This window comes from Amycolatopsis rifamycinica, assembly GCF_000695625.1.
In the GTDB taxonomy this organism is placed as follows: Bacteria; Actinomycetota; Actinomycetes; order Mycobacteriales; family Pseudonocardiaceae; genus Amycolatopsis; species Amycolatopsis rifamycinica.
Window position 1 is genome coordinate 99,162 of the sequence record NZ_JMQI01000066.1, and the last position, 26,199, is coordinate 125,360.

General features: G+C 73.3%; 23 protein-coding genes, 2 tRNA genes and 1 pseudogene. 11 read left to right on the plus strand and 15 right to left on the minus strand.

The features are described from left to right. Nucleotides 1-3: 3 nt before the first annotated feature. Nucleotides 4-1,008: a glucose-6-phosphate dehydrogenase (coenzyme-F420) gene (gene fgd, locus DV20_RS31980; RefSeq protein WP_043786791.1), complete on the plus strand. Its 1,005-nt coding sequence runs from the start codon at nt 4-6 to the stop codon at nt 1,006-1,008. A gap of 22 nt (nt 1,009-1,030) precedes the next feature. Here the strand turns inward: fgd and DV20_RS31985 are convergent, their stop codons facing one another. Genes DV20_RS31985 through DV20_RS31995 form a run of 3 tightly spaced genes read right to left on the minus strand, consistent with a single transcriptional unit; the run spans nt 1,031 to nt 4,094 of the window. Further along, nucleotides 1,031-2,182 carry an acetyl-CoA C-acetyltransferase gene (locus tag DV20_RS31985; protein ID WP_043786792.1) on the minus strand — a complete coding sequence of 384 codons (1,152 nt, stop codon included), beginning with the start codon at nt 2,180-2,182 and terminating at the stop codon, nt 1,031-1,033. Nucleotides 2,183-2,190: 8 nt separating this feature from the next. Beyond that, complete coding sequence (locus tag DV20_RS31990; protein WP_043786793.1) at nt 2,191-2,952, minus strand: SDR family oxidoreductase; 762 nt, start codon at nt 2,950-2,952, stop codon at nt 2,191-2,193. Beyond that, a complete protein-coding gene (locus DV20_RS31995) occupies nt 2,949-4,094 on the minus strand; it encodes an acyl-CoA dehydrogenase family protein (RefSeq protein ID WP_043786903.1) in 1,146 nt (381 codons plus the stop codon). Before DV20_RS31995 ends, DV20_RS31990 begins: the two co-directional genes overlap by 4 nt. 82 nt (nt 4,095-4,176) lie before the next feature. Between DV20_RS31995 and DV20_RS32000 the strand changes: the two genes are divergently transcribed. Genes DV20_RS32000 through DV20_RS32020 form a run of 5 tightly spaced genes read left to right on the plus strand, consistent with a single transcriptional unit; the run spans nt 4,177 to nt 9,644 of the window. Next, nucleotides 4,177-5,709, plus strand: coding sequence for a FadD3 family acyl-CoA ligase (locus DV20_RS32000; RefSeq protein WP_043786795.1), 1,533 nt, complete (start codon nt 4,177-4,179; stop codon nt 5,707-5,709). After that, complete coding sequence (locus DV20_RS32005; protein ID WP_043786796.1) at nt 5,706-6,551, plus strand: enoyl-CoA hydratase; 846 nt, start codon at nt 5,706-5,708, stop codon at nt 6,549-6,551. The genes DV20_RS32000 and DV20_RS32005 overlap by 4 nt, the downstream gene beginning before the upstream one ends. Next, nucleotides 6,551-7,681: an acyl-CoA dehydrogenase family protein gene (locus DV20_RS32010; RefSeq protein ID WP_043786797.1), complete on the plus strand. Its 1,131-nt coding sequence runs from the start codon at nt 6,551-6,553 to the stop codon at nt 7,679-7,681. The genes DV20_RS32005 and DV20_RS32010 overlap by 1 nt, the downstream gene beginning before the upstream one ends. Then, nucleotides 7,678-8,598 (plus strand): acyl-CoA dehydrogenase family protein, encoded by a 921-nt coding sequence (locus tag DV20_RS32015; RefSeq protein ID WP_043786798.1) that lies wholly within the window; start codon nt 7,678-7,680, stop codon nt 8,596-8,598. The genes DV20_RS32010 and DV20_RS32015 overlap by 4 nt, the downstream gene beginning before the upstream one ends. Continuing rightward, nucleotides 8,595-9,644 (plus strand): acyl-CoA dehydrogenase family protein, encoded by a 1,050-nt coding sequence (locus tag DV20_RS32020; RefSeq protein WP_235191035.1) that lies wholly within the window; start codon nt 8,595-8,597, stop codon nt 9,642-9,644. Before DV20_RS32015 ends, DV20_RS32020 begins: the two co-directional genes overlap by 4 nt. Nucleotides 9,645-9,859: 215 nt before the next feature. Here the strand turns inward: DV20_RS32020 and DV20_RS32025 are convergent, their stop codons facing one another. Next, nucleotides 9,860-10,627: a sigma-70 family RNA polymerase sigma factor gene (locus tag DV20_RS32025; RefSeq protein WP_043786800.1), complete on the minus strand. Its 768-nt coding sequence runs from the start codon at nt 10,625-10,627 to the stop codon at nt 9,860-9,862. 106 nt (nt 10,628-10,733) lie between these two features. Further along, nucleotides 10,734-11,180 carry a VOC family protein gene (locus DV20_RS32030; RefSeq protein ID WP_051736218.1) on the minus strand — a complete coding sequence of 149 codons (447 nt, stop codon included), beginning with the start codon at nt 11,178-11,180 and terminating at the stop codon, nt 10,734-10,736. 22 nt (nt 11,181-11,202) lie between these two features. Here DV20_RS32030 and DV20_RS32035 point away from each other — a divergent pair, with 22 nt between their 5' ends. Further along, entirely contained in the window at nt 11,203-11,934 is a 732-nt protein-coding gene (locus DV20_RS32035) for a GntR family transcriptional regulator (RefSeq protein ID WP_084093777.1), read from the plus strand. On the opposite strand, the gene DV20_RS32040 is transcribed toward DV20_RS32035, so the two are convergent. The 3 genes from DV20_RS32040 to DV20_RS32050 form a co-directional block, all read right to left on the minus strand. After that, nucleotides 11,870-13,792, minus strand: coding sequence for a DNA/RNA non-specific endonuclease (locus tag DV20_RS32040; protein ID WP_043786801.1), 1,923 nt, complete (start codon nt 13,790-13,792; stop codon nt 11,870-11,872). The two genes, DV20_RS32035 and DV20_RS32040, sit on opposite strands and share 65 nt — an antisense overlap. A 132-nt stretch (nt 13,793-13,924) precedes the next feature. Next, nucleotides 13,925-15,541, minus strand: coding sequence for a CocE/NonD family hydrolase (locus DV20_RS32045; RefSeq protein WP_043786802.1), 1,617 nt, complete (start codon nt 15,539-15,541; stop codon nt 13,925-13,927). Beyond that, complete coding sequence (locus DV20_RS32050) at nt 15,538-16,146, minus strand: TetR/AcrR family transcriptional regulator (RefSeq protein WP_043786803.1); 609 nt, start codon at nt 16,144-16,146, stop codon at nt 15,538-15,540. Before DV20_RS32050 ends, DV20_RS32045 begins: the two co-directional genes overlap by 4 nt. 137 nt (nt 16,147-16,283) lie before the next feature. Here DV20_RS32050 and DV20_RS32055 point away from each other — a divergent pair, with 137 nt between their 5' ends. Continuing rightward, a complete protein-coding gene (locus DV20_RS32055; RefSeq protein ID WP_043786804.1) occupies nt 16,284-17,297 on the plus strand; it encodes a zinc-dependent alcohol dehydrogenase in 1,014 nt (337 codons plus the stop codon). A 60-nt stretch (nt 17,298-17,357) separates the two neighbouring features. On the opposite strand, the pseudogene DV20_RS32060 reads toward DV20_RS32055, so the two are convergent. Beyond that, a pseudogene (locus DV20_RS32060) lies at nt 17,358-18,927 on the minus strand (adenylate/guanylate cyclase domain-containing protein). Nucleotides 18,928-19,033: 106 nt separating this feature from the next. On the opposite strand from DV20_RS32060, the gene DV20_RS32065 reads away from it, so the two are divergent. Together DV20_RS32065 and DV20_RS32070 are read left to right on the plus strand one after the other, a co-directional pair. Further along, nucleotides 19,034-19,936 (plus strand): AurF N-oxygenase family protein, encoded by a 903-nt coding sequence (locus DV20_RS32065; RefSeq protein ID WP_043786805.1) that lies wholly within the window; start codon nt 19,034-19,036, stop codon nt 19,934-19,936. A gap of 1 nt (nt 19,937) precedes the next feature. Next, nucleotides 19,938-21,407: an FAD-dependent oxidoreductase gene (locus tag DV20_RS32070; protein ID WP_043786806.1), complete on the plus strand. Its 1,470-nt coding sequence runs from the start codon at nt 19,938-19,940 to the stop codon at nt 21,405-21,407. Between the two features lie 256 nt (nt 21,408-21,663). Here DV20_RS32070 and DV20_RS32075 read toward each other — a convergent pair whose 3' ends face one another. The 3 genes from DV20_RS32075 to DV20_RS32085 all read right to left on the minus strand — a co-directional run bounded on the left by DV20_RS32075 (nt 21,664) and on the right by DV20_RS32085 (nt 24,062). After that, nucleotides 21,664-23,886 (minus strand): hypothetical protein, encoded by a 2,223-nt coding sequence (locus tag DV20_RS32075; protein WP_043786808.1) that lies wholly within the window; start codon nt 23,884-23,886, stop codon nt 21,664-21,666. 20 nt (nt 23,887-23,906) lie between these two features. Next, nucleotides 23,907-23,984 (minus strand) — tRNA-Asn (locus tag DV20_RS32080). Between the two features lie 9 nt (nt 23,985-23,993). Next, nucleotides 23,994-24,062, minus strand: a tRNA-OTHER gene (locus DV20_RS32085). A gap of 137 nt (nt 24,063-24,199) precedes the next feature. On the opposite strand from DV20_RS32085, the gene DV20_RS32090 reads away from it, so the two are divergent. Further along, nucleotides 24,200-24,808, plus strand: coding sequence for a TetR/AcrR family transcriptional regulator (locus DV20_RS32090; RefSeq protein ID WP_043786809.1), 609 nt, complete (start codon nt 24,200-24,202; stop codon nt 24,806-24,808). On the opposite strand, the gene DV20_RS32095 is transcribed toward DV20_RS32090, so the two are convergent. Genes DV20_RS32095 through DV20_RS32105 form a run of 3 tightly spaced genes read right to left on the minus strand, consistent with a single transcriptional unit; the run spans nt 24,762 to nt 26,143 of the window. Then, entirely contained in the window at nt 24,762-25,637 is an 876-nt protein-coding gene (locus tag DV20_RS32095; RefSeq protein WP_043786810.1) for a class I SAM-dependent methyltransferase, read from the minus strand. The two genes, DV20_RS32090 and DV20_RS32095, sit on opposite strands and share 47 nt — an antisense overlap. Nucleotide 25,638: 1 nt before the next feature. Next, nucleotides 25,639-25,983, minus strand: a complete 345-nt coding sequence (locus DV20_RS32100; protein ID WP_043786811.1) for a VOC family protein — start codon at nt 25,981-25,983, stop codon at nt 25,639-25,641. Nucleotide 25,984: 1 nt separating this feature from the next. Further along, nucleotides 25,985-26,143 carry a ribbon-helix-helix domain-containing protein gene (locus DV20_RS32105; RefSeq protein ID WP_043786812.1) on the minus strand — a complete coding sequence of 53 codons (159 nt, stop codon included), beginning with the start codon at nt 26,141-26,143 and terminating at the stop codon, nt 25,985-25,987. Nucleotides 26,144-26,199 lie beyond the last annotated feature (56 nt).

The window sequence follows — 26,199 nt, forward strand, 5'->3', positions numbered from 1 at the left end:
AGCGTGGCGTTGAAGGTCGGATACAAGGCGTCTGCGGAGCAGTTCGGGCCGCGGGACCTGGTCGAGTACGCCGTGCGCGCCGAAGAGGTGGGTCTCGACTCGGTCTGGGTGTCCGACCACTTCCTGCCCTGGCGGCACGAAGGCGGCCACGCGCCGTTCGCGCTGGCGTGGATGCCGGCGGTGGCCGAGCGGACGAAGCGGGTGCGGATCGGGACGAGCGTGCTGACCCCGACGTTCCGGTACAACCCGGCGGTGATCGCCCAGGCGTTCGCGACGATGTCGCTGCTGTCGAACGGCCGCGTCATCCTCGGCGTCGGCACCGGTGAGGCGCTGAACGAGATCGCGGTGTCGGGGCGGGAGTGGCCCGAGTTCAAGGAGCGCTTCGCCCGGCTGCGCGAGTCGATCAAGCTCATCCGCGAGCTGTGGACCAGCGACAACGTGAACTTCGACGGCGAGTACTACCAGCTGGTGAACGCCAAGATCTACGACCGGCCGGAGCAGCCGGTGCCGGTGTACGTCGCCGCCGGCGGCCCGGTGGTGGCCAAGTACGCGGGCCGCTCGGGCGAGGGGTTCATCTGCACCTCGGGCAAGGGCATGGACCTCTACACCGAGAAGCTGATCCCGGCGGTCCAGGAGGGCGCTACCGCCGCGGAGCGCGATGCCGAGAGCATCGACCGGACCATCGAGATCAAGATGTCGTACGACCGGGACGCCGGGAAGGCGCTGGAGAACACCCGGTTCTGGGCGCCGCTGTCGCTGACGGCGGAGCAGAAGCACACGGTGTCCTCCGCCGAGGAGATGGAGCGGCTGGCCGACGAGCTGCCGATCGAGCAGGTCGCCAAGCGCTGGATCGTCGCCTCCGACCCGGACGAGGCCGTCGCCCAGATCAAGCCGTACCTGGACGCGGGCCTCAACCACCTCGTGTTCCACGGTCCGGGCCACGACCAGGAGCGGTTCCTGACCCAGTTCTCCGAGGACGTCCTGCCGAAGCTGCGCGCCCTCGGCTGACCGCGGGCTCGCCGGGCAGGGGTCAGAGCCGTCCGATGATGGTGACGTTGGCGGTGCCGCCGCCTTCGCACATCGTCTGCAGGCCGTAACGCCCGCCGCGGCGCTCGAGTTCGTGCAGGAGCGTCGCCAGGAGCTTGGTGCCGGTGGCCCCGATCGGGTGGCCGAGGGCGATCCCGCCCCCGTTCACGTTGACCCGGTCGGGGTCCGCGCCGGTTTCGTCCAGCCAGGCCAGCACCACGCTGGCGAACGCCTCGTTGACTTCGAACAGGTCGATGTCGTCGACGGTGAGCCCGCTCTTGCGCAGGGCCTGCGAGGTCGCCGGGATCGGGCCGGTCAGCATCCACACCGGGTCCGCCGCGCGCACCGACAGGTGGTGGATGCGCGCCCGCGGCGTCAGGCCGTGCTCCCGCACGAACGCCTCCGACGCCAGCAGCGCCGCGCTCGCGCCGTCGGAGATCTGGCTGGCCACCGCCGCCGTCAGCCGCGACCCCTCGCTCAGCGGCTTCAGGCCGCGCATGCGCTCGAGGCTGGTGTCACGGCGCGGCCCTTCGTCGTGCCGGAACTGCTCCACCGGCACGGTTTCCGCGTCGAACCGGCCTTCGTCGATGGCGGACAGCGCGCGCTGGTGACTGCGCAGCGCGTACTCCTCCATCGCCGCCCGGCTGATGTCCCAGTGCTCGGCGATCATGTCGGCGCTGCGGAACTGCGACACCTCGGCACTGCCGTAGCGTTCTTGCCAGCCCTTGGATCCGGAGAAGGGGTCGTCGAAGCCGTACTCACGCCCGGCCAGCATGGCCGCGCTGATCGGGATGCGGCTCATGTTCTGCACGCCGCCGGCCAGCACCAGGTCCTGCGTCCCGGACATGACGGCCTGGGCGGCGAAGTGCACGGCCTGCTGGCTGGACCCGCACTGCCGGTCGACCGTCACGCCCGGCACGTGGTCGCCGAACCCGGCCGCGAGCCACGCGGTGCGCGCGATGTTGCCGGACTGCGGGCCCAGGGTGTCGGTGCAGCCGAGGATGACGTCGTCGACCAGGTCCGGGTCGACGCCGGCGCGCTCGACGACGGCCTTGATGACGTGCGCGCCGAGGTCGGCGGAGTGCCACCCGGACAGTGCGCCGCCGCGCCGTCCGACGGGCGTGCGGACCGCGTCGAGGAGGAAGGCTTCGGGCACGGGCGCTCCTAGGGGTGCTGGCTGCTGACGGAGACGACTTCGCCGGTGAGGTAGCTCGCGTAGTCGCTGGCGAGGAAGACCATGACGTTGGCGACCTCCCACGGTTCGGCGGCGCGGCCGAAGGCTTCCCTCTTGGTGAGGTCTTCGAGCAGTTCGTCGCTGGTCACCTTGGCCAGGAACGGGTGCATGGCGAGGCTGGGGGCGACGGCGTTGATCCGGACGCCGTGCCCGGCCGCGTCGAGGGCCGAGCAGCGGGTCAGGGCCATCACGCCGGCCTTGGCGGCGGCGTAGTGGGCTTGCCCGGCCTGGGCGCGCCAGCCGATCACCGAGGCGTTGTTGACGATCGCCCCGCCGCCGCCCTGGGCGACGAACCGCTTCAGGGCGGCGCGGGTGCAGCGGAACGTGCCGGTGAGGGTGATGTCGAGGACCTTCGCCCACTCGTCGTCGGTCATCTCCAGCACGGACTTCGTGCCGCCGAGGCCGGCGTTGTTGATCAGCACGTCGAGCCGGCCGAAGCGGTCGATCGTGCCGTCGACGAGGGCCTGGACCTGGTCTTCCCGCGTGACGTCGCACGGGATCGCGTGGACCTCGCCGAGTTCGGCGGCCTTCTCCTTCAACCGGCGTTCGTGCCAGTCGCTGATGACGACGTCGGCGCCTTCCTCGAGACACCGCTTCGCCACCGCGGACCCGATCCCGGTGCCCGCGGCGGCGGTGACCACCACGACCTTCCCGCGCAGCAGGTCGTGGCCGGGTGGGTACGACGGGATCACGGGCGGGCCTCCCGGGGCAGGCCGAGGACGCGCTCGGCGATGATGTTGCGTTCGATTTCGTCGGAGCCGCCGTAGATGGTGTCGGCGCGGGTGAACAGGAACAGCCGCTGCCACTCGTCCAGGTCCGTGCCGTCGGCGGCCATCGACCGCGCGCCGCGGGCCCGCACAGCGAGTTCGCCGAGCCCGCGGTGCCACTGCGCCCACAGCAGTTTCCCGACGGCGACTTCGGGGCCCGCGGCCCGGCCGAGCGTCCGCAGCGCGTGGGCGCGCAGGACGCGCAGGCCGATGCGGGCGCGGGCGAGGTCGGCGCGCAGCAGCGGGTCGTCGTAGGTGCCGAGCCGTTTCGCTTCGGCGGTGATGTCGTCCAGTTTCCGGCGGAACCCGATCTGCTGGCCGAGGGTGGAGACGCCGCGTTCGAAGCCGAGGGTGGCCATGGCGATCTTCCAGCCCTCGCCGGGTTCGCCGACGACGAGGTCGGCGGACGTGCGGGCGTCGTCGAAGAAGACCTCGTTGAACTCCGAGGTGCCGGTGAGCTGCTGGATCGGCCGGATGGTGACCCCGTCCTGGTGAAGGGGGACCAGGAGGTAGGAGAGGCCGTGGTGGCGCCGCGAACCGGGTTCGGTCCGGGCGACGACGAAGCACCAGCCGGCCTGGTGGGCGAGGGACGTCCAGATCTTCTGGCCGTTGATCACCCACTCGCCGTCACGGAGCACCGCCGACGTGGAGACGGCGGCGAGGTCGGAGCCGGCGCCGGGTTCGGAGTAGCCCTGGCACCACAGCTGTTCGACCGCGACGATCCCCGGCAGGAACCGCTGCCGCTGTTCCGGGGTGCCGAAGGCGATCAGGGTCGGCCCGAGCAGCTGTTCGCCGATGTGGTTGACCCGCGCCGGGGCGCCGGAGGCGGCGTACTCCTCGTGGAAGGCGACCTGCTCGTCGAGGGAGAGGCCGCGGCCGCCGTGCTCGACGGGCCAGCCGACGCACGTCCAGCCCGCGGCGGCGAGGTGGCGTTCCCACGCCAGGCGCAGGTCGAACTCCTCGTGCTCCCGGCCCGGGCCGCCGAGACCGCGCAGGCGGGCGAACTCGCCGGTCAGGTTGGCGGCGAGCCAGCCCGCGACTTCGCGGCGGAATCGGGTAAGAGCCACGCACGCCTCCTTGCTGCCCGGCCGGTCCGGCACCTAGGGTAATAAGAACACGTTCTACTTTGTCGGTCCAGAGGAGGCTGTGGTGGGACAGACCACGATCCCGGCCGTCGTCCGTGATGCCGCCGCGAAGTTCGGCTCCGCGGCGGCACTGGTCGACGGCCCGGTGCGGCTCGGCTACGACCGGCTTCTGGAACGTGTTCAAACCGTGGCGCGGGCGTTCGCCGCGTGCGGCGTCCGGGCGGGCGACCGGGTGGCGATCGCGCTGCCGAACACCCACCACTGGGTCTGCGCGGCCCTCGGCGCCCTCTACGCGGGCGCCACCCTGATCCCGGTCAACACCCGTTTCACCGCCACCGAGACGGTGGACCTGCTCGTCCGCGGCCGGGCCAAGGCGCTCGTCGTGGCCGCCGACTTCCTCGGCACCGACCGCCACGCCGCGATCCGGGAGACCGGCGTGCCGCTGCCGGACCTCGGCACCGTCGTCCGGGTCCCGCTGCGGGAACCGCACCGGCCGGTCGAGGGCACGCTGGGCTGGGCCGAGTTCCTGGCCCTGGCCGAGCGCGTCCCGCCGGCCGAAGCCGAGGCGCGGGCGGACGCCGTCGGCCCGGACGACGTCAGCGACATCCTCTTCACCTCCGGCACCAGCGGCCGCGCCAAGGGCGTGCTCTCGGCCCACCGCCAGACCGTCGAGGTGGCCGCGGCGTGGGCGGAGTGCGGCCGGGTCACCGCGGACGACCGGTATCTGGTGATCAACCCGTTCTTCCACAGCTTCGGCTACAAGGCCGGCATCGTGGTGGGCCTGCTGACCGGCGCGACGATCGTCCCGCAGGCGGTCTTCGACGTCCGGAAGGCGCTGGCGGCGATCGAACGGGAGCGGATCTCCGTCGTCCCGGGCGCGCCGACGGTCTTCCAGTCGCTGCTGCGCGAGCCGCGCAAGGGCGACCTCTCGTCGCTGCGGCTCGCGGTCACCGGGGCGGCCACCGTGCCCGCCTCGCTCGTGCGCCGGATGCGGTCCGAGCTCGGGTTCGAGACGGTGCTGACCGCGTACGGCCTGACCGAAGCCGTCGTGGTGACGATGTGCCGTCCCGGCGACCCCGCGGAACTCGTGGCGAGCACGTCGGGCCGGGCGACCGCGGGGTTCGAGGTGGCGATCCAGGGCTCGCCGGGGGAGATCGTCGTCCGCGGGCCGAACGCGATGCTCGGGTACCTCGACGACCCCGAGGCCACCGCGAAGGCCGTCGACGGGGACGGCTGGCTGCACACCGGTGACGTCGGCGAGCTGGACCCGGACGGCAACCTCACCATCACCGGCCGGCTCAAGGACATGTACATCTGCGGTGGCTTCAACGTCTACCCGGCCGAGGTCGAGCACGCCCTGACCGAGCTGGCCGGTGTCCGCGACGTCGCCGTGGTCGGCGTCCCGGACGAGCGGCTCGGCGAGGTGGGCAAGGCGTTCGTCGTCGGCACCGGGCTGACGGAGGAGGCGGTCGTCGCGTTCTGCCGCGAGCGGCTCGCCAACTACAAGACCCCGCGGTTCGTCGAATTCCTGGACGAGCTGCCCCGCAACGCTTCCGGCAAGGTGCTGAAGCGGCTGCTGACCGAGGAGAAGGCATGAGCGAATCGGTGGTCCGGTACGAGCGGCGGGGGCCGGTCGCGGTGGTGACGATGAACCGGCCGGACTACCGCAACGCCCAGAACTCGGCCATGACCTACGCCCTCGACGACGCCTTCACCGACGCGGTGAACGATCCCGCGGTGAAGGTGATCGTGCTGGCCGGGGCCGGGAAGCACTTCTCGGCCGGGCACGACATCGGCAGCCCGGGCCGGGACGCGGACCAGCCGTTCGACCGGCGGGCGGTGCTGTGGTGGGACCACACCGACAAGGCGGGCGGTGATCAGCGGTTCGCCCGGGAGTCCGAGGTGTACCTCGGGATGTGCCGCCGGTGGCGGGAGATCCCGAAGCCGATGCTCGCCAGCGTCCAGGGCGCGTGCATCGCGGGCGGGCTGATGCTGGCCTGGGTCTGCGACCTCATCGTCGCTTCCGACGACGCGTTCTTCGCCGATCCGGTGGTGCGGATGGGGATTCCCGGGGTCGAGTACTTCGCGCACCCGTGGGTGCTCGGGCCCCGCGCGGCCAAGGAAGTGCTGTTCACCGGCGAGCGGTTCACGGTCCAGCAGGCCAAGGAGTGGGGGATGGTCACGCGGATCGTGCCGCGGGCGGAGCTCGAGCAGCGCACCCTCGAACTCGCCGAGAAGATCGCCGGGATGCCCTCGTTCGGGCTCGCGCTGGCGAAGAAGGCGGTCAACCAGGCCGAGGACCTGATGGGACTGCGGTCCGGCATGGACTCCGTCTTCGGGCTGCACCACTTCGCGCACGCCCACAACGCAGAGACCTCCGAGGACTCCCTGGGCGGGCAGTCCGCGCGGTCGATGCGCGACGCGGGCAAGGGAGCCTGATGGACCTCGACATCGACGAAGCCGCCGCCGCCTTCCGCGACGAGGCCCGGGAATGGCTCGCCGCCCACGTCCGCTCGTTGCCGTCGATGGACACCGCCGAAGGGTTCGAGGCCCACCGGGAGTGGGAGGCCGAGCTGGCCGAGGCCCGCTGGTCGGTCGTGTCGTGGCCGCGCGAGTACCACGGCCGGGACGCGTCGATGCTGCAGTGGCTGCTGTTCGAAGAGGAGTACTACGCGTCGGGCGCACCGGGCCGGGTGTCGCAGAACGGGATCTTCATGCTCGGCCCGACGTTGTTCGCCCACGGCACCGGGGAGCAGCGTGACCGGATCCTCCCGCCGATGGCCCGGGGTGAGCAGGTGTGGGCGCAGGCCTGGTCCGAGCCGGAGGCGGGCAGCGACATCGCGGCGGTGCGGAGCACGGCGGTGCGTACCGACGGTGGCTGGCGGCTGTCCGGGCAGAAGACGTGGAGTTCGCGGGCGGCCTTCGCCGACCGCGCGTTCGGGCTGTTCCGGACGGATCCGGAAGCCCGGCGCCACCACGGGTTGACCTACTTCATGGCCGACCTGAAGGCCGAAGGGGTCACGGTCCGGCCGATTCCGCAGCTGGACGGCGAGCCGGGGTTCGCGGAGATCTTCTTCGACGACGTGTTCGTGCCCGACGAAGACGTGATCGGCGAGGTCGGGCAGGGCTGGCGGGTCGCGATGACGACCGCGAACAACGAGCGCGGCCTGTCGCTGCGCAGCCCGGGCCGGTTCCTCGCCGCCGCCGGCCGGCTGGTGGACCTCTGGCGCGACAAAGGTGAGCCTCTGTCCACACGGGACAGGGTGGCGGACGCCTGGATCGGGGCCCGCGCCTACCAGCTCTACACCTTCGGCACCGTGAGCCGGCTGCAGGACGGCGGCGAGCTGGGGCCCGAGTCGAGTGTGAACAAGCTGTTCTGGTCGCACCTCGACGTCGAACTCCACGAAACGGCCCTGGACGTGCTGGGCCCGGCGGCGGAGACCGACCAGGCCTGGGTGCACGGCTACCTGTTCTCCCTCGCCGGCCCGATCTACGGCGGCACCGACCAGATCCAGCGCAACACCATCGCCGAACGGCTGCTGAAGCTCCCGAGGGAGGCCCGCCGATGAGGTTCCAGCTCTCGCCGGAGCAACGGCAGTTCGCCGCGACGCTGCACGAGCTGCTGGGCGGGGCGGACACCGCGGCCGCCGCCCGGGCCTGGGCGGCGGGGGAGCACGAGCGCGGCCTCAAGCTGTGGCGCGCGCTCGCCGACGTCGGGGTGTTCGCGCTGCTGGTGGACCAGGAGCACGGCGGCATCGGCGCCGGACCGGCCGACCTGGTGGTCGCCTGCGAAGCACTCGGGTACCACGCCGTTCCCGGTCCGCTCGTCGAATCGGCGGCGGTCGCCCCGGCGCTGCTGACCGGCGAGCGGCTCTCCGCCCTCGCCGAGGGCGACCTCGTGGCGACCGTCGTCGCGCCGCCGGAAGTCCCCTTGGCCCTCGACGCCGACGTCGCGGGCGTGGTCCTCGACCTCACCGGCGCGGAGCTGACCGGCGCCGGAACCGGGCCCGTGCGCTCGATCGACCCGCCGCGGCGGCTGTTCCGGGTGCCGGCCGAGGCCGGCCGGGCGAACGGCGCCGCCTTCGACCGCGGGGTGCTGGCCGTGGCCGCCCAGCTCGTGGGGGCGGGCCAGTGGCTCCTCGACGCCTCGGTGGCGTACGCGAAACAGCGCAAGCAGTACGGCCGGCTCATCGGCGAGTACCAGGCCATCAAGCACCTCCTCGCCGACGTCGTCACCCGCCTGGAACTGGCCCGGCCGCTGCTCTACGGTGCCGCCGTCGCGGGGGACACCTTCGCCCGCGACGTCTCGGCGGCGAAGGTCATGGCCGGCGACGCCGCCCTGCTCGCCGCGCGGACGGCCCTGCAGGTGCACGGCGCCATCGGCTACACCGCCGAGCACGACCTCGGGCTCCGGCTGACAAAGGTGCGGGCCCTGGCCGGGGCCTGGGGGACCGGCTCGTTCCACCGCGCGCGGGTCCTGCGATGACCGACCCGATGGACACCGGGGAAGCCCGGGCGCTGCGCGACGCCGTCCGGACCCTGCTGACCCGCCGGTCGGGGCCGGCGGCGGTGCGCGCGGCGATGGAGTCGCCGCTGGGCCACGACGACAAGCTGTGGTCGACGCTCTGCGAGCAGATCGGGGTCGCCGCCCTGGCGATCCCGGAGCACTACGGCGGCGCGGGTGCCGGGCTCGCCGAGGCGTGTGTCGTGCTGGCGGAACTCGGCCGGACCCTCACCCCGGCGCCGATGCTGGGCTCGGCGGTGCTGTGCGGAGAAGCGTTGCTCCGCACCGGAAACGACGAAGCGTGCGAGCGGCTCCTGCCCGGCATCGCCGCCGGCACGACGCTGGCCGCGCTGGCCTGGTCCGCTGCGGACGGCCGGTGGACGCCGGCCCTGCGCGCGTCGGACGCGGGGCTCGACGGCCGCGCCCACTACGTCCTGGACGGCGACATCGCCGACGTCCTGCTGGCCGTGGCCCGGACGGACGACGGGGCCGGCCTGTTCGAAGTGCCACTCGAAGGAGTACGCCGTTCGCGCGTGACGAGCCTGGACCCGGGCCGTCGCCTCGCCGTCGTCGAATGCGCGTCGACGCCGGCCCGCCGCCTGGACATCGGCGGGTTCGCCGAGCCGCTGCGGCGGCTGCGCGACACGGCGACGGTCGCCGTCGCCGCCGAGCAGGTGGGGGCCGCCGCGCGGGCGCTGGAGCTGACGGTCGAGTACACGAAGCAACGCCGTCAGTTCGGTCGCCCGATCGGGTCGTTCCAGGCGCTGAAGCACCGGATGGCCGACGTGCACGTCCACGTCGAGGCGGCCCGCTCGGCGCTGTACGCGGCCCTGGTCGACGGCGACCCCGAGGCGGTCCTGACCGCGAAGGTGGTGTGCGGCGAGGCGTTCGCCCACGCGGCGGCGGAGATGATCCAGCTGCACGGCGGCATCGCGATCACCTGGGAGCACGACGCGCACCTGTACTTCAAGCGGGCGCACGGGACCGCACTGCTGTTCGGCGATCCCGGGCTCGCGCTCAGCCGGTAAGCCGGGCGGCGGTGCTGGGCGGTTCGCGGTCAGCCGGTGAGCTGGGCGGCGGTGCTGGGCAGTTGGCGGTCAGCCGGTGAGCTGGGCGGCGAAGCTGGGCAGCTCGCGGTTAGCCGGTGAGTCGGGCTGCGGTGCTGGGCGGTTCGCGGTTAACCAGTGAGCCGGGCGAGCGAGCCGGGCAGTCCGCGGTTGGCCGATGAGCCCGGAGTTCGCGCTCAGCCGGTGAGCTGGGCGGCCGAGCCGGGCAGTTGGCGGTCAGCCGGTGAGCCGGGCAGCTCGCGGTTCGCTTCGTCCAGGCCGCGCACGACCAGCCGGCAGGCGGGGCACCCGGCGACGTGCTCGGCGACGGCGTTCGCCCGGCGCGGCGGCAACGCGCCGCGGACCCAGGCGCCCATCCGGCGGCGGGGTTCGCCGCAGGCGGGGTCGTCCGGCTCGGGCACCTGGACCTGCAGGTAGGCCTGCCGCAGCCCCTCCCGCGCCCGCATCGCCAGCGCCGCGACGCTGTTCGGCGACAACCCGAGGGAGGGGGCCACCTCCGTCGGGGTGCCGCCCTCGGCTTCGGTGCGCCACAGCACCGTCCGCCAGCGGCCGGGCAGCGTGCAGTAGGCCGACCACACGAGCCGGGCGTTCGACCGGAGCAGGGCGAGTTCGTCGGCACCCCCGGCGGCCGCCTCGGGGACCGTGGCCCGCAATTCCACCCGGCTGCGCTGCCGGCTCCACCGCGACACCAGGTTCCGCAGGGTCACGACGAGGTAGGGCCGCAGGTCCTCGCGCGGACCGCCGCCCGCGCGCACGATCGTCAGCACCCTGGCGAACGTCTCGGCCACGAGGTCGTCGCGCTCGGCGGGCTGCCGCGCCCAGGCCCCGGCGGTGCGCCGCAGCGGCTCGGCGTGCCGCCGGAACAGCCGCCCGGCCGCTTCGAGATCCCCTGCGCGCAGGGCGGCGAGCAGCACGGCGTCCGGCTCGTCGTCGGCTGGTTCCATGGCGGTCTCCCCGGGGTCAGGCCTGCTCCGTGGCCTCTGAGTACCCAGGTGCGCGGGACAGAGGGGTCCGTCGCCGCCGGTCGGCCCGATCGGGTGGTGCGGCCCGTCAGACCGCGAACACCTGGGCGTCGTCGGCGAAGGCCTTGAACTCCAGCGCGTTGCCCGCCGGGTCGAGCAGGAACATCGTCCACTGCTCACCGGTCTGGCCCTCGAACCGGACGTACGGCTCGATCACGAACTCCGTCCCCGCCGCGCGCAGGCGTTCGGCGAGGGCCTGGAACCGGGGGACGGTCAAAATCAGCCCGAAGTGGGGCACGGGCACATCGTGGCCGTCGACCGGGTTGTGGACGCGCTCCGGCCCGGCCGGGGCCAGGTGCGTGACGAACTGGTGGCCGTGCAGGTTCCAGTCGACCCAGGTGTCCGCGCTGCGGCCCTGCTCGAGGCCGAGGACCTCACCGTAGAAGCGCCGGGCGGCGGCCAGGTCGTCCACCGGCATCGCCAGGTGGAAGCGGGGGATGGACGGGGTCGTCGGGTTCTCTTCCTCGAGGATCATGTCTTAATGTTAACATTGCGACATGAGTGGTTCGGTGGTTCCCGCCCGGCGCCGCGGGCTGGCCGACGAGGTCGCGGACCGGATCCGCGACGCGGTCTTCGACGGCGTCTACGCCCCCGGCAGCCAGTTGCGCGAAGTGGAGCTCGCCGAAGCGCTGGGCGTCAGCCGAGGGCCGGTGCGGGAGGCGCTGCTGAAGCTGGAGCGAGAGGGGCTCGTCCGCAGCGCGTGGCACCGCGGCACCACGGTGACCGCCCTGTCCGGCGAGGACGTCGCCGAACTGGACAGCCTGCGGGCGGCCCTCGAGCACCTGGCCGTCGAGCTGGTGGTCGACCGGGCCGGCGAAGACGCCCTGGCCGCGATCGAGGCCGTGGTGCGGCGGATGGACCGCGCCCTCGACGAGCACGAAATGGTCCGGTGCGACCTCGAGTTCCACGACGCGGTCTACGCGGCCGCGGGGCACCGCCGGCTGGGCGAGGCCTGGCAGGCGATCCGCTCGCAGGTGCACCTGTTCCTGCTGACCCGGATCGGCGTCGCCACCGACGGCTACCTGACCGGCATCCCCGCCGAGCACCGCGAGCTCGTCGCGGCCCTGCGCGCCCGCGATCGCGCGAGGGCCCTCACGCTGTTCGCCGAGCACCGCCGCCACGCCTTCGAAGTCCTCAGTGGACGAACGGCGGAGCGCGAAAGCGTCACAGCACCAGGTCCGCCGGTGTCCGGATTTCCTGGGCCGGGTTCGTCGACTCGAAGCGGGTGAGCGGATCGGCCGCCGGCAGGTCGCCGAACGACAGGCCGGTCAGCTCGGCGATCCGCGTGACCGGGACCTGGTAGGTGCGGTAGGCGCCGTAGTCGAACTCGGTCGCCGCCTCCAGGCCCTGGATGAGTTCCGCCTGGCTCAGCAGGTACGCCGTCGCCGACAGGGTGCCGTCGGCCTTCACCATCGCCACGACCTTCCAGAACTGGCGCGGCAGCCGCACACCCCGGTAGTGGTCGTCGTCGGCGGCCAGTACCGGACCGGTCACCACGCTGACCTTCAGGTCGTGGTTGTCGGCGTTGTTCAGCACGTAGTCCTCGAGCCCGGCCCACGTCGTCTTGTTCTGGTTGAAGTCCTTGTGCTGCGGTGCGCAGTTGGTGAAGTGGAACGTGTCGTCGTTGCCCAGCTGGGCGATCGGCTCGGTCTCGCCCCACGCCGGGTCGAGGCGGCGCACCAGGTGCCCGCGGTCCAGCGGGTTGTCCCGGTAGATCTCCTCGCCGATCTGCTCGGTCACGGCCACGCGCGGGTCCAGCGACCAGTGGTCGGCTTCGCGCCGCAGCGCCCGGCTCGTGCGCCCGTCGATGTTGACCGCCGTGAACATCGCCAGCCGCCGCTCCCGGTGCATGACGACGCTGAAGTGGTGGTACGGCAGGACGTACCGCGGCTCGCCGGTGGCCTGCCGGTTGACCGCCGCCAGCGGCAGCAGCGCGTCGGACAGGCCGGGCAGCGGCACGGTGTGCCCGGGCAGGAAGGCCGGGTCGTACCCTTCCCGGTTCGAGTAGTCGGGGTCGATCCGCCCGCCGGCCGGTTCGGCGCGCAGCCGGATGTCGAACGGCACCGAGAGCGTGAGCACCGGCGGGGCGCCGACGGCGGCCGGCTGCGCGCGCTCGGGGCGGGTGCCCAGCCGGTCCAGCAGCGCCTGCCGCGCCGGGTCGAACGCCTGTGCTCGCAGGAACTTCAGCAGTTTGCTGACCCGGATGCCTTCGTTGAGGAAACCGCCGTACTCCGCGTGGCCGGTCGCGGGGACGCTGGCGTGGTGCAGCGCCACGATCTCCCACTGGTCGTTGAACACCGGTGACCCGGACGACCCGGGTTCGGTGTCGGTTTCGTAGTGCAGGAAGTCGTCCAGGACGTCGACGACCCGGTTTTCCCGCAGCGCCACCTGTTTCTTGCCGCCGCCGGGGTGCTGCACGATGGTGACGAAGTCGCCGACGATCGCCTTGCCTTCGCTGCCGATCAGCCGGTTGAAGCCGAAGGGGCGCAGCTCGTTCGCGGTCGCCTTCACCGCGACGAGCGCGAAATCGAGCGCCGGGTCGGCGGCGAAGAAGCGGTCCGGGTCGAGCGCGAAGGCGCGCACCGGCCGGGGCAGACCGTCGATCCCGTCCTGGTAGTCGAATTCGACGACGCTGAACCCGGCGGCCTCGGCGTCCGGCAGCACGTGGTGGTTGGTCAGCAGGAGCTCCGGTGACACCAGGGAGCCCGTGCCGTAACCGGCCAGCCGGCCTTGGCCGTTGCGGATGTTCACCCGGCCGACGGCCGCCGAAGCCGCGACCCCGCCTTCGAGGTAGCCCACGCCGAGGAGGTCGTTGGTGAGGACGATGCGTTCGAGGATCGCGCCGGCGGCCGTCATCGCCGCCGGGTCGCCCGCCGCGATCGCCGCCGGGCTCACCGGCCGGACGTCGGGGTAGTAGCGGCCGAGCCGGTCGATCCGGGTCGCCACCCGGCTCGGTTCGTCGGCCTCGGCGATGCCGCCGGGCTTGCCCAGCAACGCGATCTTGGCCTGCCGCTGCGGGGTGCGCTCCGCGGCCCGCGCGGCCGCGGCCTGTTCCTGTTCGGACTGCCGGTCCGTCTTGACGTCCACGATGCCTCCCCGCGAGCGAGCCGGAAACACCGCGTTAGTCGCGCGGCCTCGGGACGTGTTACACGATTTCCGGCGCGTCGCCGGGAATTCTTTTTCACGCCACTTCGCGGTATTTTCGCGGAATAGGTGCCGTCAGCGAAAATCACGCACCGGAAGCACGATCGCCGACGCGTGCGCGGGGTCGTGGTGGACCTCCTGGTCCGCGGCGCGCAGCGTGACGGCGGTGGCGTGCGGCTCGCCGGTGCCGGGATTGCGGGCGTAGCGCGGGAAAGCGCCGCTGGACACCTGGACCCGGATGCGGTGCCCGCGCCGGAACCGGTGCGCCGTCGGCCACAGCCGGACCGTCACCGCGGCCAGTTCGACGGCGTCGCGCAGGCTGGTGAGGCCGTCGCAGACGTTGACCGAACGGCCGTCCGGGCCGACGTCGCAGAGCCGGACGAAGACGTCGGCGAACCGCAGGCTCGACCGGAACCAGATCTCCGCGCTGACGTCCCCGATCACTTCGACGTCTTCGGCGAGCTCGGCCGTGGTGTAGGTGAGGACGTCGGCCCGGGCTTCGAGCGCCGCGTTGTCCACCCGGCCCGCGTCCGGGGCCATGCGCACGCCACCGGCCGCGGGAGTCGGGTCCGCCGGGTCGTAGCGGTAGCGGTCCGGCGCGGACTCGCCGGGGGCGTCCGGGGCCAGCACGCCGCCGGCCCGCAGGTGCCAGCGTTGCGGCGCATAGCCTTCCGGCGGCCAGGAGGCGAAGTCGCGCCAGGCTTCCTCGCCCATGACGAACAGCCGGACCGGCGCCCGCTCCGGCGGTTCCTCGCCGCGCGCGTGCGCGAGTCCGAACCCGAGGGTTTCCCGGAGCGTCTCGCCCGTGCTGGCGAACAGGTCGCCGGCGTGGGTCCACGGCCCGACCGTGAGCCGCGGCCGCCGTCGGGCGTCCTGCAGCGTGCGGAAGTCGCGCAGCTGGCCGGGCAGGAAGATGTCGTACCAGCCGGCGACCGAGCTGACCGGGACGGTCACGTCGGCGACGCGGTGCCGGTGGTCGGCCTCCGCCCAGCGCGGGTGGTGCCCGGGGTGGGCGAGGACGTCCTGGATGTAGTCGGAGCGGTGGCCGATGGCGACGACGTCGGCCTGGGCGAGTGGCAGCGTGTTCAGGGCCCGCACCACTTTCTTCGCCTGGCCGCGTTGCCGCAGCAGCGCGAAGCGGCGCTCCTGGACCGCGACCTGGACGCCCCACCCGAACGGCGTCTCCAGCGAAAGGCCGTCCTCCCGCAGGAACTCCAGCGTCAGCCCGGACTCGGTGACCTGCGGGAGCATCGCCTTCACCTGCGGCGGCAGGCGATCGGCGGCCGCCCACTGCACGTAACCCAGGTAGCTGGGGCCGACGAGCACGATCGCGTCACCTGACCACGGCTGGTCCACCACCCAGTCCAGCGTCGCGAGGCCGTCTTCGCGTTCCTGCCGCAGCGGGTCGAAGACGCCACCGGAGCCGAAGCCGCCGCGAGTGCTCTGGATCAGCACCTGGAACCCGCGTTCGGCCAGCGGGCGCGCCAGGATGGCCCCGAACGCGCCCCGGCGGCCGTACGGCGTGCGCACCAGGGCGACCGGCAGCCCGTCGCCGTTCGCGCGGGGCGCCCACCGGTCGGCGAGCAGCTCGGCGCCGTCGGGCATCGGGACGCGCAGGTCCCGCTGGACGGCGAGGCGCCGGGTGGCCGGCGCGGGCAGCTTCAGCAGGCGTTCGACGAGACGGCTGATCACCGGCCGGCCTCCTTCGTGATGATCGCGGTGACGACCGAGTGCATCCGCTGCAGCCGGTCGGCGAACTCTTCCGGGTCGAGCGGGTCCGGCCCGTCGACGACCCACGTGTTGACGACCGCCCCGGCCCCGCCGGTCAGGAAGGTGGCCAGGTCCTCGAGACCGCCGGCGTCGAGGCGGCCGCCGAGGGCGCGGGCGAGGTTCTCCCGGTTGACCGGCAGGAACAGGCCGGTCAGCGCCTTGTTGAGGGAGTACGCGGACGCCCCGGTCAGCAGCGCGCGGTAGAAGCGCCGGTACCGGGCGAAATGCCGGCCCAGTGCCAGCAGCGACGCGTGCTCGCCATCGGGCGTCGCGAGGTCGGCGAGCTCGCCGAGCAGTTCGCGCCGGACGAGGTCGAGCGCGGCCTCGAGCAGCAGCGTGTCACGGTCGCCGAACTGCTGGTACAGCACCTGGCGGCTGACGTCCGCCGCCTCGGCGATCTCGGACACCGGCACGGCGGTGGAGTCGCGTCCGGACACGAGCTCGACCGCGGCCCGCATCAGCGCCGCCCGCGACCGGCGCACCCGCCGGTCCTTGGCGGGCGCTTCGGTGGTCCAGTCGCCGTCCACCCCGTTGATAATGGACAGGTGTCAAGAAAATGGCAAGTGTCGATCAGCGCCGGGGCGCCGCCCTCGGCGCGCCTGCCCGCGGCCCTCGGCGGCCGGCCGGGCTGATCGGACGCACCCGGGGGTGCGAGCATGCGGGCATGTCTTCGACCATGCGGGCGTTCGTGCTCACCGGGCCGGGCGAGTGCTCGGTGCAGGAGGTGCCCGTGCCGCGGGCCGTCGCGGGGGAGGTCGTCGTCGACGTCGAACGCGCCGGGGTGTGCGGTACCGACGTCGAGTTCTTCACCGGCGAGATGACCTACCTCCACCAGGGGCACTCGGTGTACCCGATGCGGCTCGGCCACGAGTGGGCGGGCACGGTCACGGCCGTGGGGGAGGGCGTCGACCCGGCCTGGCTCGGCCGCCGCGTCATGGGCGACACGATGCTGGGCGACCGGACGTGCCGCCGCTGCCGCAAGGGCCACCAGCACACCTGCGAGCAGCGGCAGGAAGTCGGCATCCGCGGCGGCCGGGCCGGCGCGCTGGCCGAACGCCTCGCCGTGCCCGCGTGGTCGCTGCACGCGCTGCCCGACGCGGTGGACGCGGTGCTCGGCGCCTTGGTCGAACCGGGCGGCAACGCCCTGCGCGCCGCCCGCGCGACCGGTGCCGGTCCGGGAGACCGGGCGCTGGTCCTCGGGCCCGGGACGATCGGGCTCCTGACGGCGATGTTCCTGCGCGCGGCGGGCGCCGAGGTGCACGTGCTGGGCGTCGGTTCCCTCGAATTCGCCCGTGGTCTCGGTTTCGCGAACACGTGGACCCGGGAGACCCTGCCGTCGCTGCCCTTCGACGCGGTCGTCGACGCCACCGGCGCCGCCGGATCGCCCGCGCTGGCCGTGGAGCTGGTGGAGCCCGCGGGCCGGGTCGTCTACATCGGACTGTCCGGGCGGCCCAGCCGGATCGACACCCGCGAGCTGGTGCTGAAGGACGTCACGGCGGTCGGGGTCCTGTCGGCGTCACCGGGCTTGGCGGAGACGATCACCGCGTACGCGAGCGGCGCGGTCGACCCGAGGCCGCTCGTCGCGGCGACCGTGGGCCTCGGAGAGGTGGGGGCCGTGCTCGCGGGCGAGCGGACCGACGGCGCGGGCCCGAAGGTGCACATCGACCCGCGCCGCTGAGCGCCGCCGGACGGGTGCTCGGGGTTTCCCCGAACGCCGTGTCCGCTCCGCACCCGTACGTCAGGGCCCGGCGGGTGATCCGTCCGCCTGCCGGGGCGAGGCGAGCGTCGTCGGCCGGGTGCGGCCGCGCAGGGTGACGTCCCGGGTCGCGGTCCACCAGGCCGCTTCGGCCGCCGCCGCGGACTCGACGGCCGTCCACGAAGCGAGCAGCCGGCCGGGCGCGTGCTTGGCCAGTTCGGTCAGCCGGGCGGCTTCGTTGACCGGGTCGCCGATCACCGTGTACTCGAAGCGGCGCGGGTCGCCGACGTTGCCCGCGACCGCGTCCCCGGTCGCCACGCCGATGCCGGCCGGCCCATCCGGCACCTCGGCGGCCAGCCGGCGGGCGATCGCGCGGCCGGCGGCCAGCGCGCAGGTGGCGTGGTCGCCGCGCGGCGCGGGCGCCCCGAACACCGCCAAGGCGGCGTCGCCGACGAACTTGTTGACCAGGCCGTGGTGCCGGTCGACCTCGTCGACCACCACCGCGAAGAACCGGTTGAGCAGGCCGACGACCTCCTCCGGCGGACGGCTCGCGGCCAGCGCCGTCGAGCCGACGAGGTCGACGAACAGCACCGACACCGTCCGGACCGTGCCGCCCAGCTCGGCCGACGTCCGCATGGCCTCGACCGCGACGTCGTGGCCGACGTGCCTGCCGAACAGGTCGCGCAGCCGCTCGCGTTCGGCCAGCCCGGCCGTCATGTCGTTGAACCCGGCCTGCAGCAGGCCCAGCTCGGTGCCGTCGTAGACCGGGATCTCGACGGTGAAGTCGCCGGCGCGGACGCGCCCGAGCGCGTCGCGGACCGAGGAGATCGGGTTGACCACCGAGCGGGCGGTGAACACGGTGACCAGCAGCCCGAAGCACAGCACGACCAGCCCGAGCGCGATCACCGACACCGCGAGCTTCGTGGTGGAGACGTCGCCGCGCACCCAGGCCAGCACCGCGGTGACGACCAGCCCGGCCACCGGCACCCCGGTGCCCAGGCACCAGAACAGCAGCATCCGCCGGTTGACGCCGCCGCTGACCGGCTTCGGCGGCGCGGTGCCCGCCAGGGCGAGCGCCACGTACGGCCGCAGGGCGAATTCCCCGAAGAGGTAGGCGATCGCGCAGACGACGACCGCGGCGAAGGCGACCACGAGGAACTCGGTGAGCACGACCTCCGGCTGCACCCAGCGCCGCGAGCCCGCCGAAGAGCAGCGTCGCGATGCCCCACAGCACGGCCTGCACGGACGTCAGCCGCAACGGGACGCGCAGGCTCGCGGCGCGTTCGGCGTCGGTCGGACGGCGTCCCTCGGCCGCCCAGCGCAGCGTGCGGAGGGCACCGCGGGTGCCCCACAGCGTGCCGGCGACGACCGCCGAAACGACGTACACGGGTACTGCGACCGCGGTGACGCGGACGAGTTCGCCGGACATGCCCGGCGCCGGCATGAGCAGCGCCGCGAGCCCGACCACGACCAGCGCGCCGATCACGTTGGTGGCGATCAGCGCCGCTGTGAGCAGGCCTTGGACGCGCCGGCGCAACGCCGTGGCGTGCTGGTCGAGCGGCCCGAGCAGGCCGGAGCCGAACGGCTCCGCGGGGGAGCGTCCTGGGGTCACCGCTTGAGTGTACAGTCGTTCACTGAACTCCCGGCAGACGGGTGCCCGAGTATGTGTTACGGTTGGTAACAGTGAACTTGGGTAACACCTGACGAGGAGGTCGGTCGTGACGAGCATCAGCGAATCGGGCGTGTCGGACCGGGAGACCGTGGCGCGGCGGCTGCTCGACTCGTCGGAGCAGCTGTCCTACGACCCCGTCAAGGAGGTCGACTGGGAGACGCCGCTGGACACGGGCTACCACGGCGCGAGTCCGGAGTGGAGCACCCTCTACGGCACCTCCTACTGGGCCGAAATGACTCCCGAGCAGCAGCGCGAGCTGACCCGCCAGGAGGCGGCGTCGGTGGCGAGCACCGGCATCTGGTTCGAAATGATCCTGCAGCAGATGGTCCTGCGCGACTTCTACGCCAAGGACCCCACCGACCCGGCGTTCCAGTGGGCGCTGACCGAGATCGCCGACGAGTGCCGGCACTCGATCATGTTCGCCCGCGGCGCGGCGAAGCTGCGGGCGCCCGCCTACCGGCCGCGCCGGTTCGTCGTCGAGCTGGGCCGCGTCTTCAAGGCCACCGCGACCGGGGAAGCCGCCTACGCGGCGATCCTCGTCGCCGAAGAGGTCCTCGACGTCATGCAGCGCGACTGGATGCGAGACGAGCGCGTGGTCCCGTTCGTGCGCACCATCAACAACATCCACGTCGTGGAGGAGTCGCGGCACATGAAGTTCGCCCGCGAGGAGACCCGCGAGCGGCTGAAGGGCGCCGGGTGGCTGCGGCGGCAGATCAACGGCCTGGTCGTCGCGATCGCGTCGTACTTCATCGTCACGAGCATGGTGAACGGCAAGGTCTACGAGAACGCCGGGCTCGACGGCAAGCGGGCGCGGCGCGAGGCGAAGGCGAACGAGCACCACAAGTCGATGCTGCGCTCCAGCTGCTCCGGGCTGATGGAGTTCCTGCACTCGGCGGGGCTGCTGACCAAGCCGTCCCTCTGGTTCTACAAGCGCGCGAGCCTGATCTGAGATGGCTTTCGCGATCACCCAGACCTGCTGCGCCGACGCGTCCTGCGTGTCGGTGTGCCCGGTCAACTGCATCCACCCGACGCCGGACGAGCCGGACTTCGGGCACACCGACCTGCTCTACATCGACCCGGCCACGTGCATCGACTGCGGCGCCTGCGCGGACGCCTGCCCGGTCGACGCGATCTTCCCGGCCGGCGACCTGACCGGGCCGCTGCGGGCGTACGAGCAGATCAACGCGGAGTACTACGCGGGCCGGGACGTGCTCGCCGACGTCTCGGTCGCGCCGAACTTCCACCGGTGGGCCCCGCCGTCGTTCGCGCGGGTGCTGCCGAGCGACTTCGCGCCGCTGGACGTCGCCGTCGTCGGCACCGGCCCGGCGGGGATGTACGCGGTGGAGGACCTGCTGCTGCACACGAACGCCCGCGTGACGCTCGTCGACCGCCTTCCGGTGGCCGGCGGGCTGATCCGCTACGGCGTCGCACCGGATCACCCGTCGACGAAGAAGATCGGCGAGACGTTCGCGCGGTTCCACGACCACCCGCGGCTGCGGCTGCGCCTCGGCGTCGAGGCCGGTCCGGAGCTGGCCGACCGCCACGACGCGGTGGTCTACGCGGTCGGCGCGACGGAGGCCCGGCGCCTCGGTGTCCCGGGCGAGGACCTGCCGGGCAGCCTGCCGGCCGCGACGGTGGTCGGCTGGTACAACGGCCACCCGGACGTCGAGCCGGACGCCGTCGACCTTTCGGCGGAACGCGTGGTCGTGGTGGGCACCGGCAACGTCGCCCTGGACATCGCCCGCGTCCTCACGGCGGACCCGGAGGCACTGGCGGAGACGCCGATCGCGCCGGAAGCGCTGGCGCGGCTGCGGTCGTCGAAGGTCCGCGAGGTGGTGCTGCTGGCCCGCCGCGGCCCGGAGACGGCGGCGTACACGCGCCCGGAACTCCTGGCGCTGGCGGCCAGGGGAGGCTTGGTGGTGGACACGCACGACCCGCGCGTCGCGGCGGCCATCGACGACCCGGAGCCGGGCGAGAAGGCGGCGTGGCTGCGGGGAGTGCCGCGGGAGCGGGTGGACTGGTCGGTCCCACCGCCGGACGGACGGCGCATCGTCCTGCGGTTCCACTCGGCCCCGGTGGCGTTCGGCGGGGACACGGAGGTCCGCGCGGCGGTGGTGTCGGGCCCGGAGGGTGACGTCGAGATCGCGACGGGCCGCGTGATCCGGGCGGCGGGCTTCCGCGGGGTACCGGTGCGGGGCCTGCCGTTCGACGAGGAAGCGGGCGTCGTGCCGAACGAAGCCGGCCGGGTCACCGGGCGGCCGGGGGTGTACGTGGCGGGCTGGATCAAGCGCGGGCCGTCGGGCGGGATCGGCGCGAACAAGGCCTGCGCGCGCGAGACGGTGGGAGCGCTGCTGGAGGACGCGGTAGCCGGCCGGCTCCCGCTGCGGCGCAGGGGGACGAGGTTCTTCGGCCGCTCTTGAGCCACTGACGGCGGCTTGCCGGGGCGGTGCGGGAGCCGCCGAGCCGCGCCGCCGCGCCCGGGCCGCTTCGGAGCGGGTGGCGAGGGCTGCCCTGGGCGGCAAGGAGCCGCGGCTGCGGCCACGCCCGAGCGGTCTCGGAGCGGTGGCGAGAGGCTCCCCTGGGCGGCAAGGAGCCGAGGCTGCGCGGCCAGGCTCGAGCCGCTGCCGGAAACCGGGGTGGGATTCGGTTTCCGGCAGCTTCCGCGCTCGGCCACGGCTATCCGCACCAGTGCGGGCCCGTGGTCCAGCCGAGCAAGCGCCGTCCCCGGCCGGCCCGCAGGGTGCCGCCCGGGGAGAACTTCGCGCCCTCCAGAACCGCGGCCAAGCCCGTCACCGCCGGGCCGAACCGGTCCGCCAAGCCCGCCTGCCTCACCCGCTCACCCAGTGCGGCCACCGCCGCCCGCTGCTGCTCCTCTTCGGCGAAGCTCAGGAAGAAAACCGCCTGCCGCCACGCGTACGCCACGTTCCTGATCGGTGGCCGGTCGCCCGCCATGCGGCGCACCACCCACGTGAACGCCTCCCCGGCCAGCTCCGCCCCCGTCTCGCGCAGGCGCGGCGCCAGCTCCAGGGCCTCCACCAGCACCGCCAGGTTGTGCGTCGTGAGGATCTGGCTCTGCTCGAGCACCATCCCGTTGCCCGCCACCGATCCGGACCGGCGGCCCGCCCGGGCCTCGCACACCGCCGCGAAGTCGTCCGCCGTGCGTCTGCGCAGCCGGCGCGGCGGTGCCGTCCACCGGTGCTCGTCCGGCAGGTCGTAGTACCTGGCGTACAGCGTGCCCGCCAGGACGCGGCCGGCCGCCGCCGCCGCGGTGCGCCACTTTTCCGTGAACGTGCCCACGAAGATGTCGGCCGCCAGCTCCTCCAGCAGCGGCATCGGCAGTCCCGCCTGGCCGGCCAGCGCGCCGAGCTCGCGCACCAGCGGGTTGGGCAGGATCGCCTGCGGGAACGAGCCGAGCGCCAGCAGCACCGTCTGCGTCAACGCCTGCCGTGCCGCCCTGGCGACGTCGGGACGCCGCGCCCGGAACGGCTCCAGCACGCGGATCCACGGCAGCTCCTCCAGCCGGACCTGGTGCTCGAGGTCGAGCAGCAGCAGCCCGCGACGACGGCGGAAGGCCGCGTAGGTCTGCGCGTACAACGCCGCCAGCCGCTCGTCCTCGACGTTCGCCGCCATCAGCTGCGCGGTGATCTGCGGCAGCACCGCCGCCAGGACGTCGCCCGAGGTGATCACACCCCGCTCGACCAGCTCCTCGACCGGCGCCTCCAGCGCGCGCACCACCTTCGCGGCCAAGTGCGGCGGAACGCCGTCCACCGGTTCGACGACCGGCTCCAGCGCGGGCAGGCCACCGTCGCCGGGGTAGGCGTCGAGCCGTCCGGCGAGGACGGCCGCGAGTTCGGCGTGCGTGGGACGCGCGGCCACCTCCGCCTGGACCGCGCGCAGGGCGGCGCGCCGCTCGGAACCCGGCTCGCCGTGCTTGGTGATCGTGTTGGCCAGCGCCCGCCGGATCCAGCCGACGTCGCGGCCGGTGAGCCGCGAGCCGGCGAACTGGCAGGCCGCGAGCGCCCGGTACAGCCGCGCGAAGTTGCCCTTCGGGTTGCGGTGGGACATCGACGCCTGGTGCCGCGCGCACGCCGTCGCGTAGTCCACGAGCCACTGCGCCCGCCGGGACCCCCAGCCCTCGGGCCAGGTCCGGCACGGCCAGCCGCCCGTGACGCCGTCCGCGGTCAGCCGCGGCAGCTCACCCTCGACCGTTTCCGCCCACAGCGCGACCAGCCGGTCGTAGAGCGGGTGCCAGATCCGCAGCGTTTCCAGCATCGCCGCGATCGCGGGCTTGGTGGTCGCCGCCCGCAGCGTCTCGCGGACCTCGCCGACCGTGGCCAGCCGCACCAGCGCGCCGGACGGCCGCGGTGCCGCGCCGGGCAGCGGGGCGAGGCGCAGCCGGTGCAGCAGCGGCCGCAGCTCGGCCACCAGGTCGAGGGCGGCCTCGGCGTGCCCGTGGTCGAGCAGCCAGGCGACCACGGGGAGCGCGGCGTCCTCCGGGACCTCCACCCGGTAGTCCCCGGCGGCCAGGGCCGCGCGCAGGGCGGCGAGCCCGGCGTCGGCGAGGTATCCCAGGTTGACGCGCTCGCGGTCGGTGCGGCCCGGCGCGCCACCGGGCACGGCGGCGAGTTCCTCCGCGCGCACCGGGACCTCGGCGAGGTACCGGCCGGTGGCGAACCCGCCGTGCGCGACCTCGAGCGTCACCCACGCCGGGGTGTCCGCGACCGGGGTCCGCGAGCCGACTTCCCGTGTCCCGTCGGCCATGCCGGCGAGCACCGCCCGCCACCGCCCGGCCTTGGCCCGGGCGCGGCGGCGGACTCCGGCGTCCGTTGTGGACGAAGCGGTGCGCAGCGCGCGTTCGAGCTGCCCGTAGGCGTAACCGGGTGACGCCTCCTGTGCCATGTGGACTCCCCCTGGTGAACTGGGACTTGGAGGCAGGACTCGAACCTGCGCCCTCCCGGAGAACAGCCGGGTGTTCTGCCTGCTGAACTACTCCAAGCCGCGGGGGGACATGGAGGCGGGACTCGAACCCGCGCCCCCGGTCCGAGCCGGGCGATCTGCCGCTGATCCACTCCATGCGCATTCCCGCACGTCCAGGGTAGGTCGCGGCCGGGGCCGCGGGCGACCGACTTTCCGGACGTCCGCCGGCTCGCGGGTGCCGTCAGCCGGGGTTACGATGAACCTGAACCAAAGTCACATTCAGGTTGGGGAGCGGATGACCGACGGCCGGTTGCGCCGGGTGCCGCGCCAGGCGCGCTCGCGGGAGAAGCTGGCCAAGGTGCTCGCGGCCGCCGATCGGCTGCTCGGTGAGGAAGGCGTCGAAGCGCTGACGACGACCCGGGTCGCCGCCGAAGCCGGCGTCTCCGTGGGCGCCCTGTACCAGTACCTGCCCGACCGCGACGCCATCACCGAGGCGCTGGCGGAGGTCTACCTCGCCCGCCTCGAAGAACTGATGGACTCCTTCGCCGAGCAGGCGGCGCGGGAGACCTGGACCGACCCGGTCGGCCTGCTCGTCGACGCCTTCGCCGGGCTCTACCGAGCGGAACCCGGGTTCCGTGCGCTCTGGTTCGGCCGCAGCCTCTCCGACGGAACCCGGGAAGCCGACCTCGCGCACAAGCGCGTGATGGCCACCGGCGTGCACCGCATCCTCGTCGCCCAGCAGCTCCTGCGCGACGACTATCCGGCCGCGGTGGCGTGCCGCACGGCGTTCCTCGCCGCCGACGCCGTGCTCCAGGAGGCGTTCCGCGGCGACGGCGCCACCGAACTCCTCGAGCCGGTCAAGACGATGCTGCGGGCGTACCTCGAACAGCAGCCCCGGCCGTAGCGACGAGAAACTCCTCGCCCCGCACGATCCGCAGCCCGTCGGCACGGCCGGCGAAGTACCGCGCGTCCAGTTCGGCGCCCGAAACGTGGACGGCGTCGCGGAACCCGGCTTCCCGGGCCAGCGTCAGCATTTCGGCGGGGGAGAAGGAGCTGACGAACGGCGTCCCCGCCGCCTCGGCCCGGCGAGCGGTGGCCCGGTGCCGGTCGCGTTCGTCCTCGTCGAGGAGCTCGGCCGGCAGCATGAACGTCATCGCCAGCGTGGAGCCCGGGGCAAACCCGGCGATGCGGCGCAGCGTGGCCGCGTTCGCCTCCTTCGTGAGGTACATGCTGACGCCGGTGGAGGCGACGACCGCCGGCTCGTCCGGGGTGAAGCCCGCGGCCGTGAGCCGCTCCCACCACGACGTCGTCTCGAAGTCGACCGGCACGAAACGCAGCCAGTCCGGCACGCCGAGGCCGAGTTCGGCCAGCCGGGCGCGTTTCCACGCCTGCGGTCCCGGCTGGTCCACTTCGAACACGCGCAGCCGCGCCGCGATGTCCGGACGGCGCTGGGCGAACGTGTCCAGTCCCGCCCCGAGGATCACGTACTGCCCGACACCCCGGGCGGCCCGCTCGGCGACCAGGTCCTCGACGAACCGGGCCCGGGCCACCATGCCGGCCCGGTAGCGCCCGGCGGTGGCCGGATCCATGTCGTCGCGCTCCCGCCAGCCGTCGCCCGGCGCGGCCAGCCGCAGGCCGAGCTCGTCGGCGAACACGTGGGGCGGCGGATCGACGGCGACGTGCAGGGCCCGCCACAACGCGGTCCGCACCGCCGTGCTGTCCGGCGCGGCCACGTCAGGCCGCGCCCGGTGCCGACAGCGTCCACGTCCGCCCGTCGGGGTCGCGGACGGTCATTTCCCGGGTGCCGTAATGGGTTTCCTCGAACGGGGTGACCACCTCGACGATGTCGTCGGCCCGGAACGCCTCGGCGTCGGGGACCTTGAACAGGATCCGCGTCCGCGGCTCCTGGCTCTCGGGCACCTCGGCGATGAACAGCCAGGGGCCGTCGCCGTTGCGCAGCTGCCCGGAGTTGTGGTCGGTCGCGAACTCGATCTCGTAGCCCAGCGCCTGGAAGAACTTGGCCGCCTTGCCCCAGTTGTGCGTCTCCAGGTACATCGCTTCGATGCCCTCGGTCGTCATGTCAGTGCTCCTCTTCGGGATCGGTTTCGAGGTAGGCGCGCAGTGCTTCGGCGACGAGCGCCGAGAGCGACTGCTCGGTCTCGATGGCCCGGTGCTTCACCTGCCGGATCAACCCGATCGGCAGGTAGACGTTGAACTGCTTGACGTCGTCATCGCCCACGACCGCAGGCTAGCATGCTAGCAAGCTAACTCCGCAAGTCCCGCCGTCCGCGGGTT

Bases quoted from the DNA above. Each gene is read 5' to 3' on its own strand.
- DV20_RS32005 (WP_043786796.1), top strand. From the start codon at position 5,706: ATGAGCGAATCGGTGGTCCGGTACGAGCGGCGGGGGCCGGTCGCGGTG.
- DV20_RS32010 (WP_043786797.1), top strand. From the start codon at position 6,551: ATGGACCTCGACATCGACGAAGCCGCCGCCGCCTTCCGCGACGAGGCC.
- DV20_RS32015 (WP_043786798.1), top strand. From the start codon at position 7,678: ATGAGGTTCCAGCTCTCGCCGGAGCAACGGCAGTTCGCCGCGACGCTG.
- DV20_RS32020 (WP_235191035.1), top strand. From the start codon at position 8,595: ATGACCGACCCGATGGACACCGGGGAAGCCCGGGCGCTGCGCGACGCC.
- DV20_RS32025 (WP_043786800.1), bottom strand. From the start codon at position 10,627: ATGGAACCAGCCGACGACGAGCCGGACGCCGTGCTGCTCGCCGCCCTG.
- DV20_RS32030 (WP_051736218.1), bottom strand. From the start codon at position 11,180: ATGATCCTCGAGGAAGAGAACCCGACGACCCCGTCCATCCCCCGCTTC.
- DV20_RS32035 (WP_084093777.1), top strand. From the start codon at position 11,203: ATGAGTGGTTCGGTGGTTCCCGCCCGGCGCCGCGGGCTGGCCGACGAG.
- DV20_RS32055 (WP_043786804.1), top strand. From the start codon at position 16,284: ATGTCTTCGACCATGCGGGCGTTCGTGCTCACCGGGCCGGGCGAGTGC.
- DV20_RS32070 (WP_043786806.1), top strand. From the start codon at position 19,938: ATGGCTTTCGCGATCACCCAGACCTGCTGCGCCGACGCGTCCTGCGTG.
- DV20_RS32075 (WP_043786808.1), bottom strand. From the start codon at position 23,886: ATGGCACAGGAGGCGTCACCCGGTTACGCCTACGGGCAGCTCGAACGC.
- DV20_RS32090 (WP_043786809.1), top strand. From the start codon at position 24,200: ATGACCGACGGCCGGTTGCGCCGGGTGCCGCGCCAGGCGCGCTCGCGG.
- DV20_RS32100 (WP_043786811.1), bottom strand. From the start codon at position 25,983: ATGACGACCGAGGGCATCGAAGCGATGTACCTGGAGACGCACAACTGG.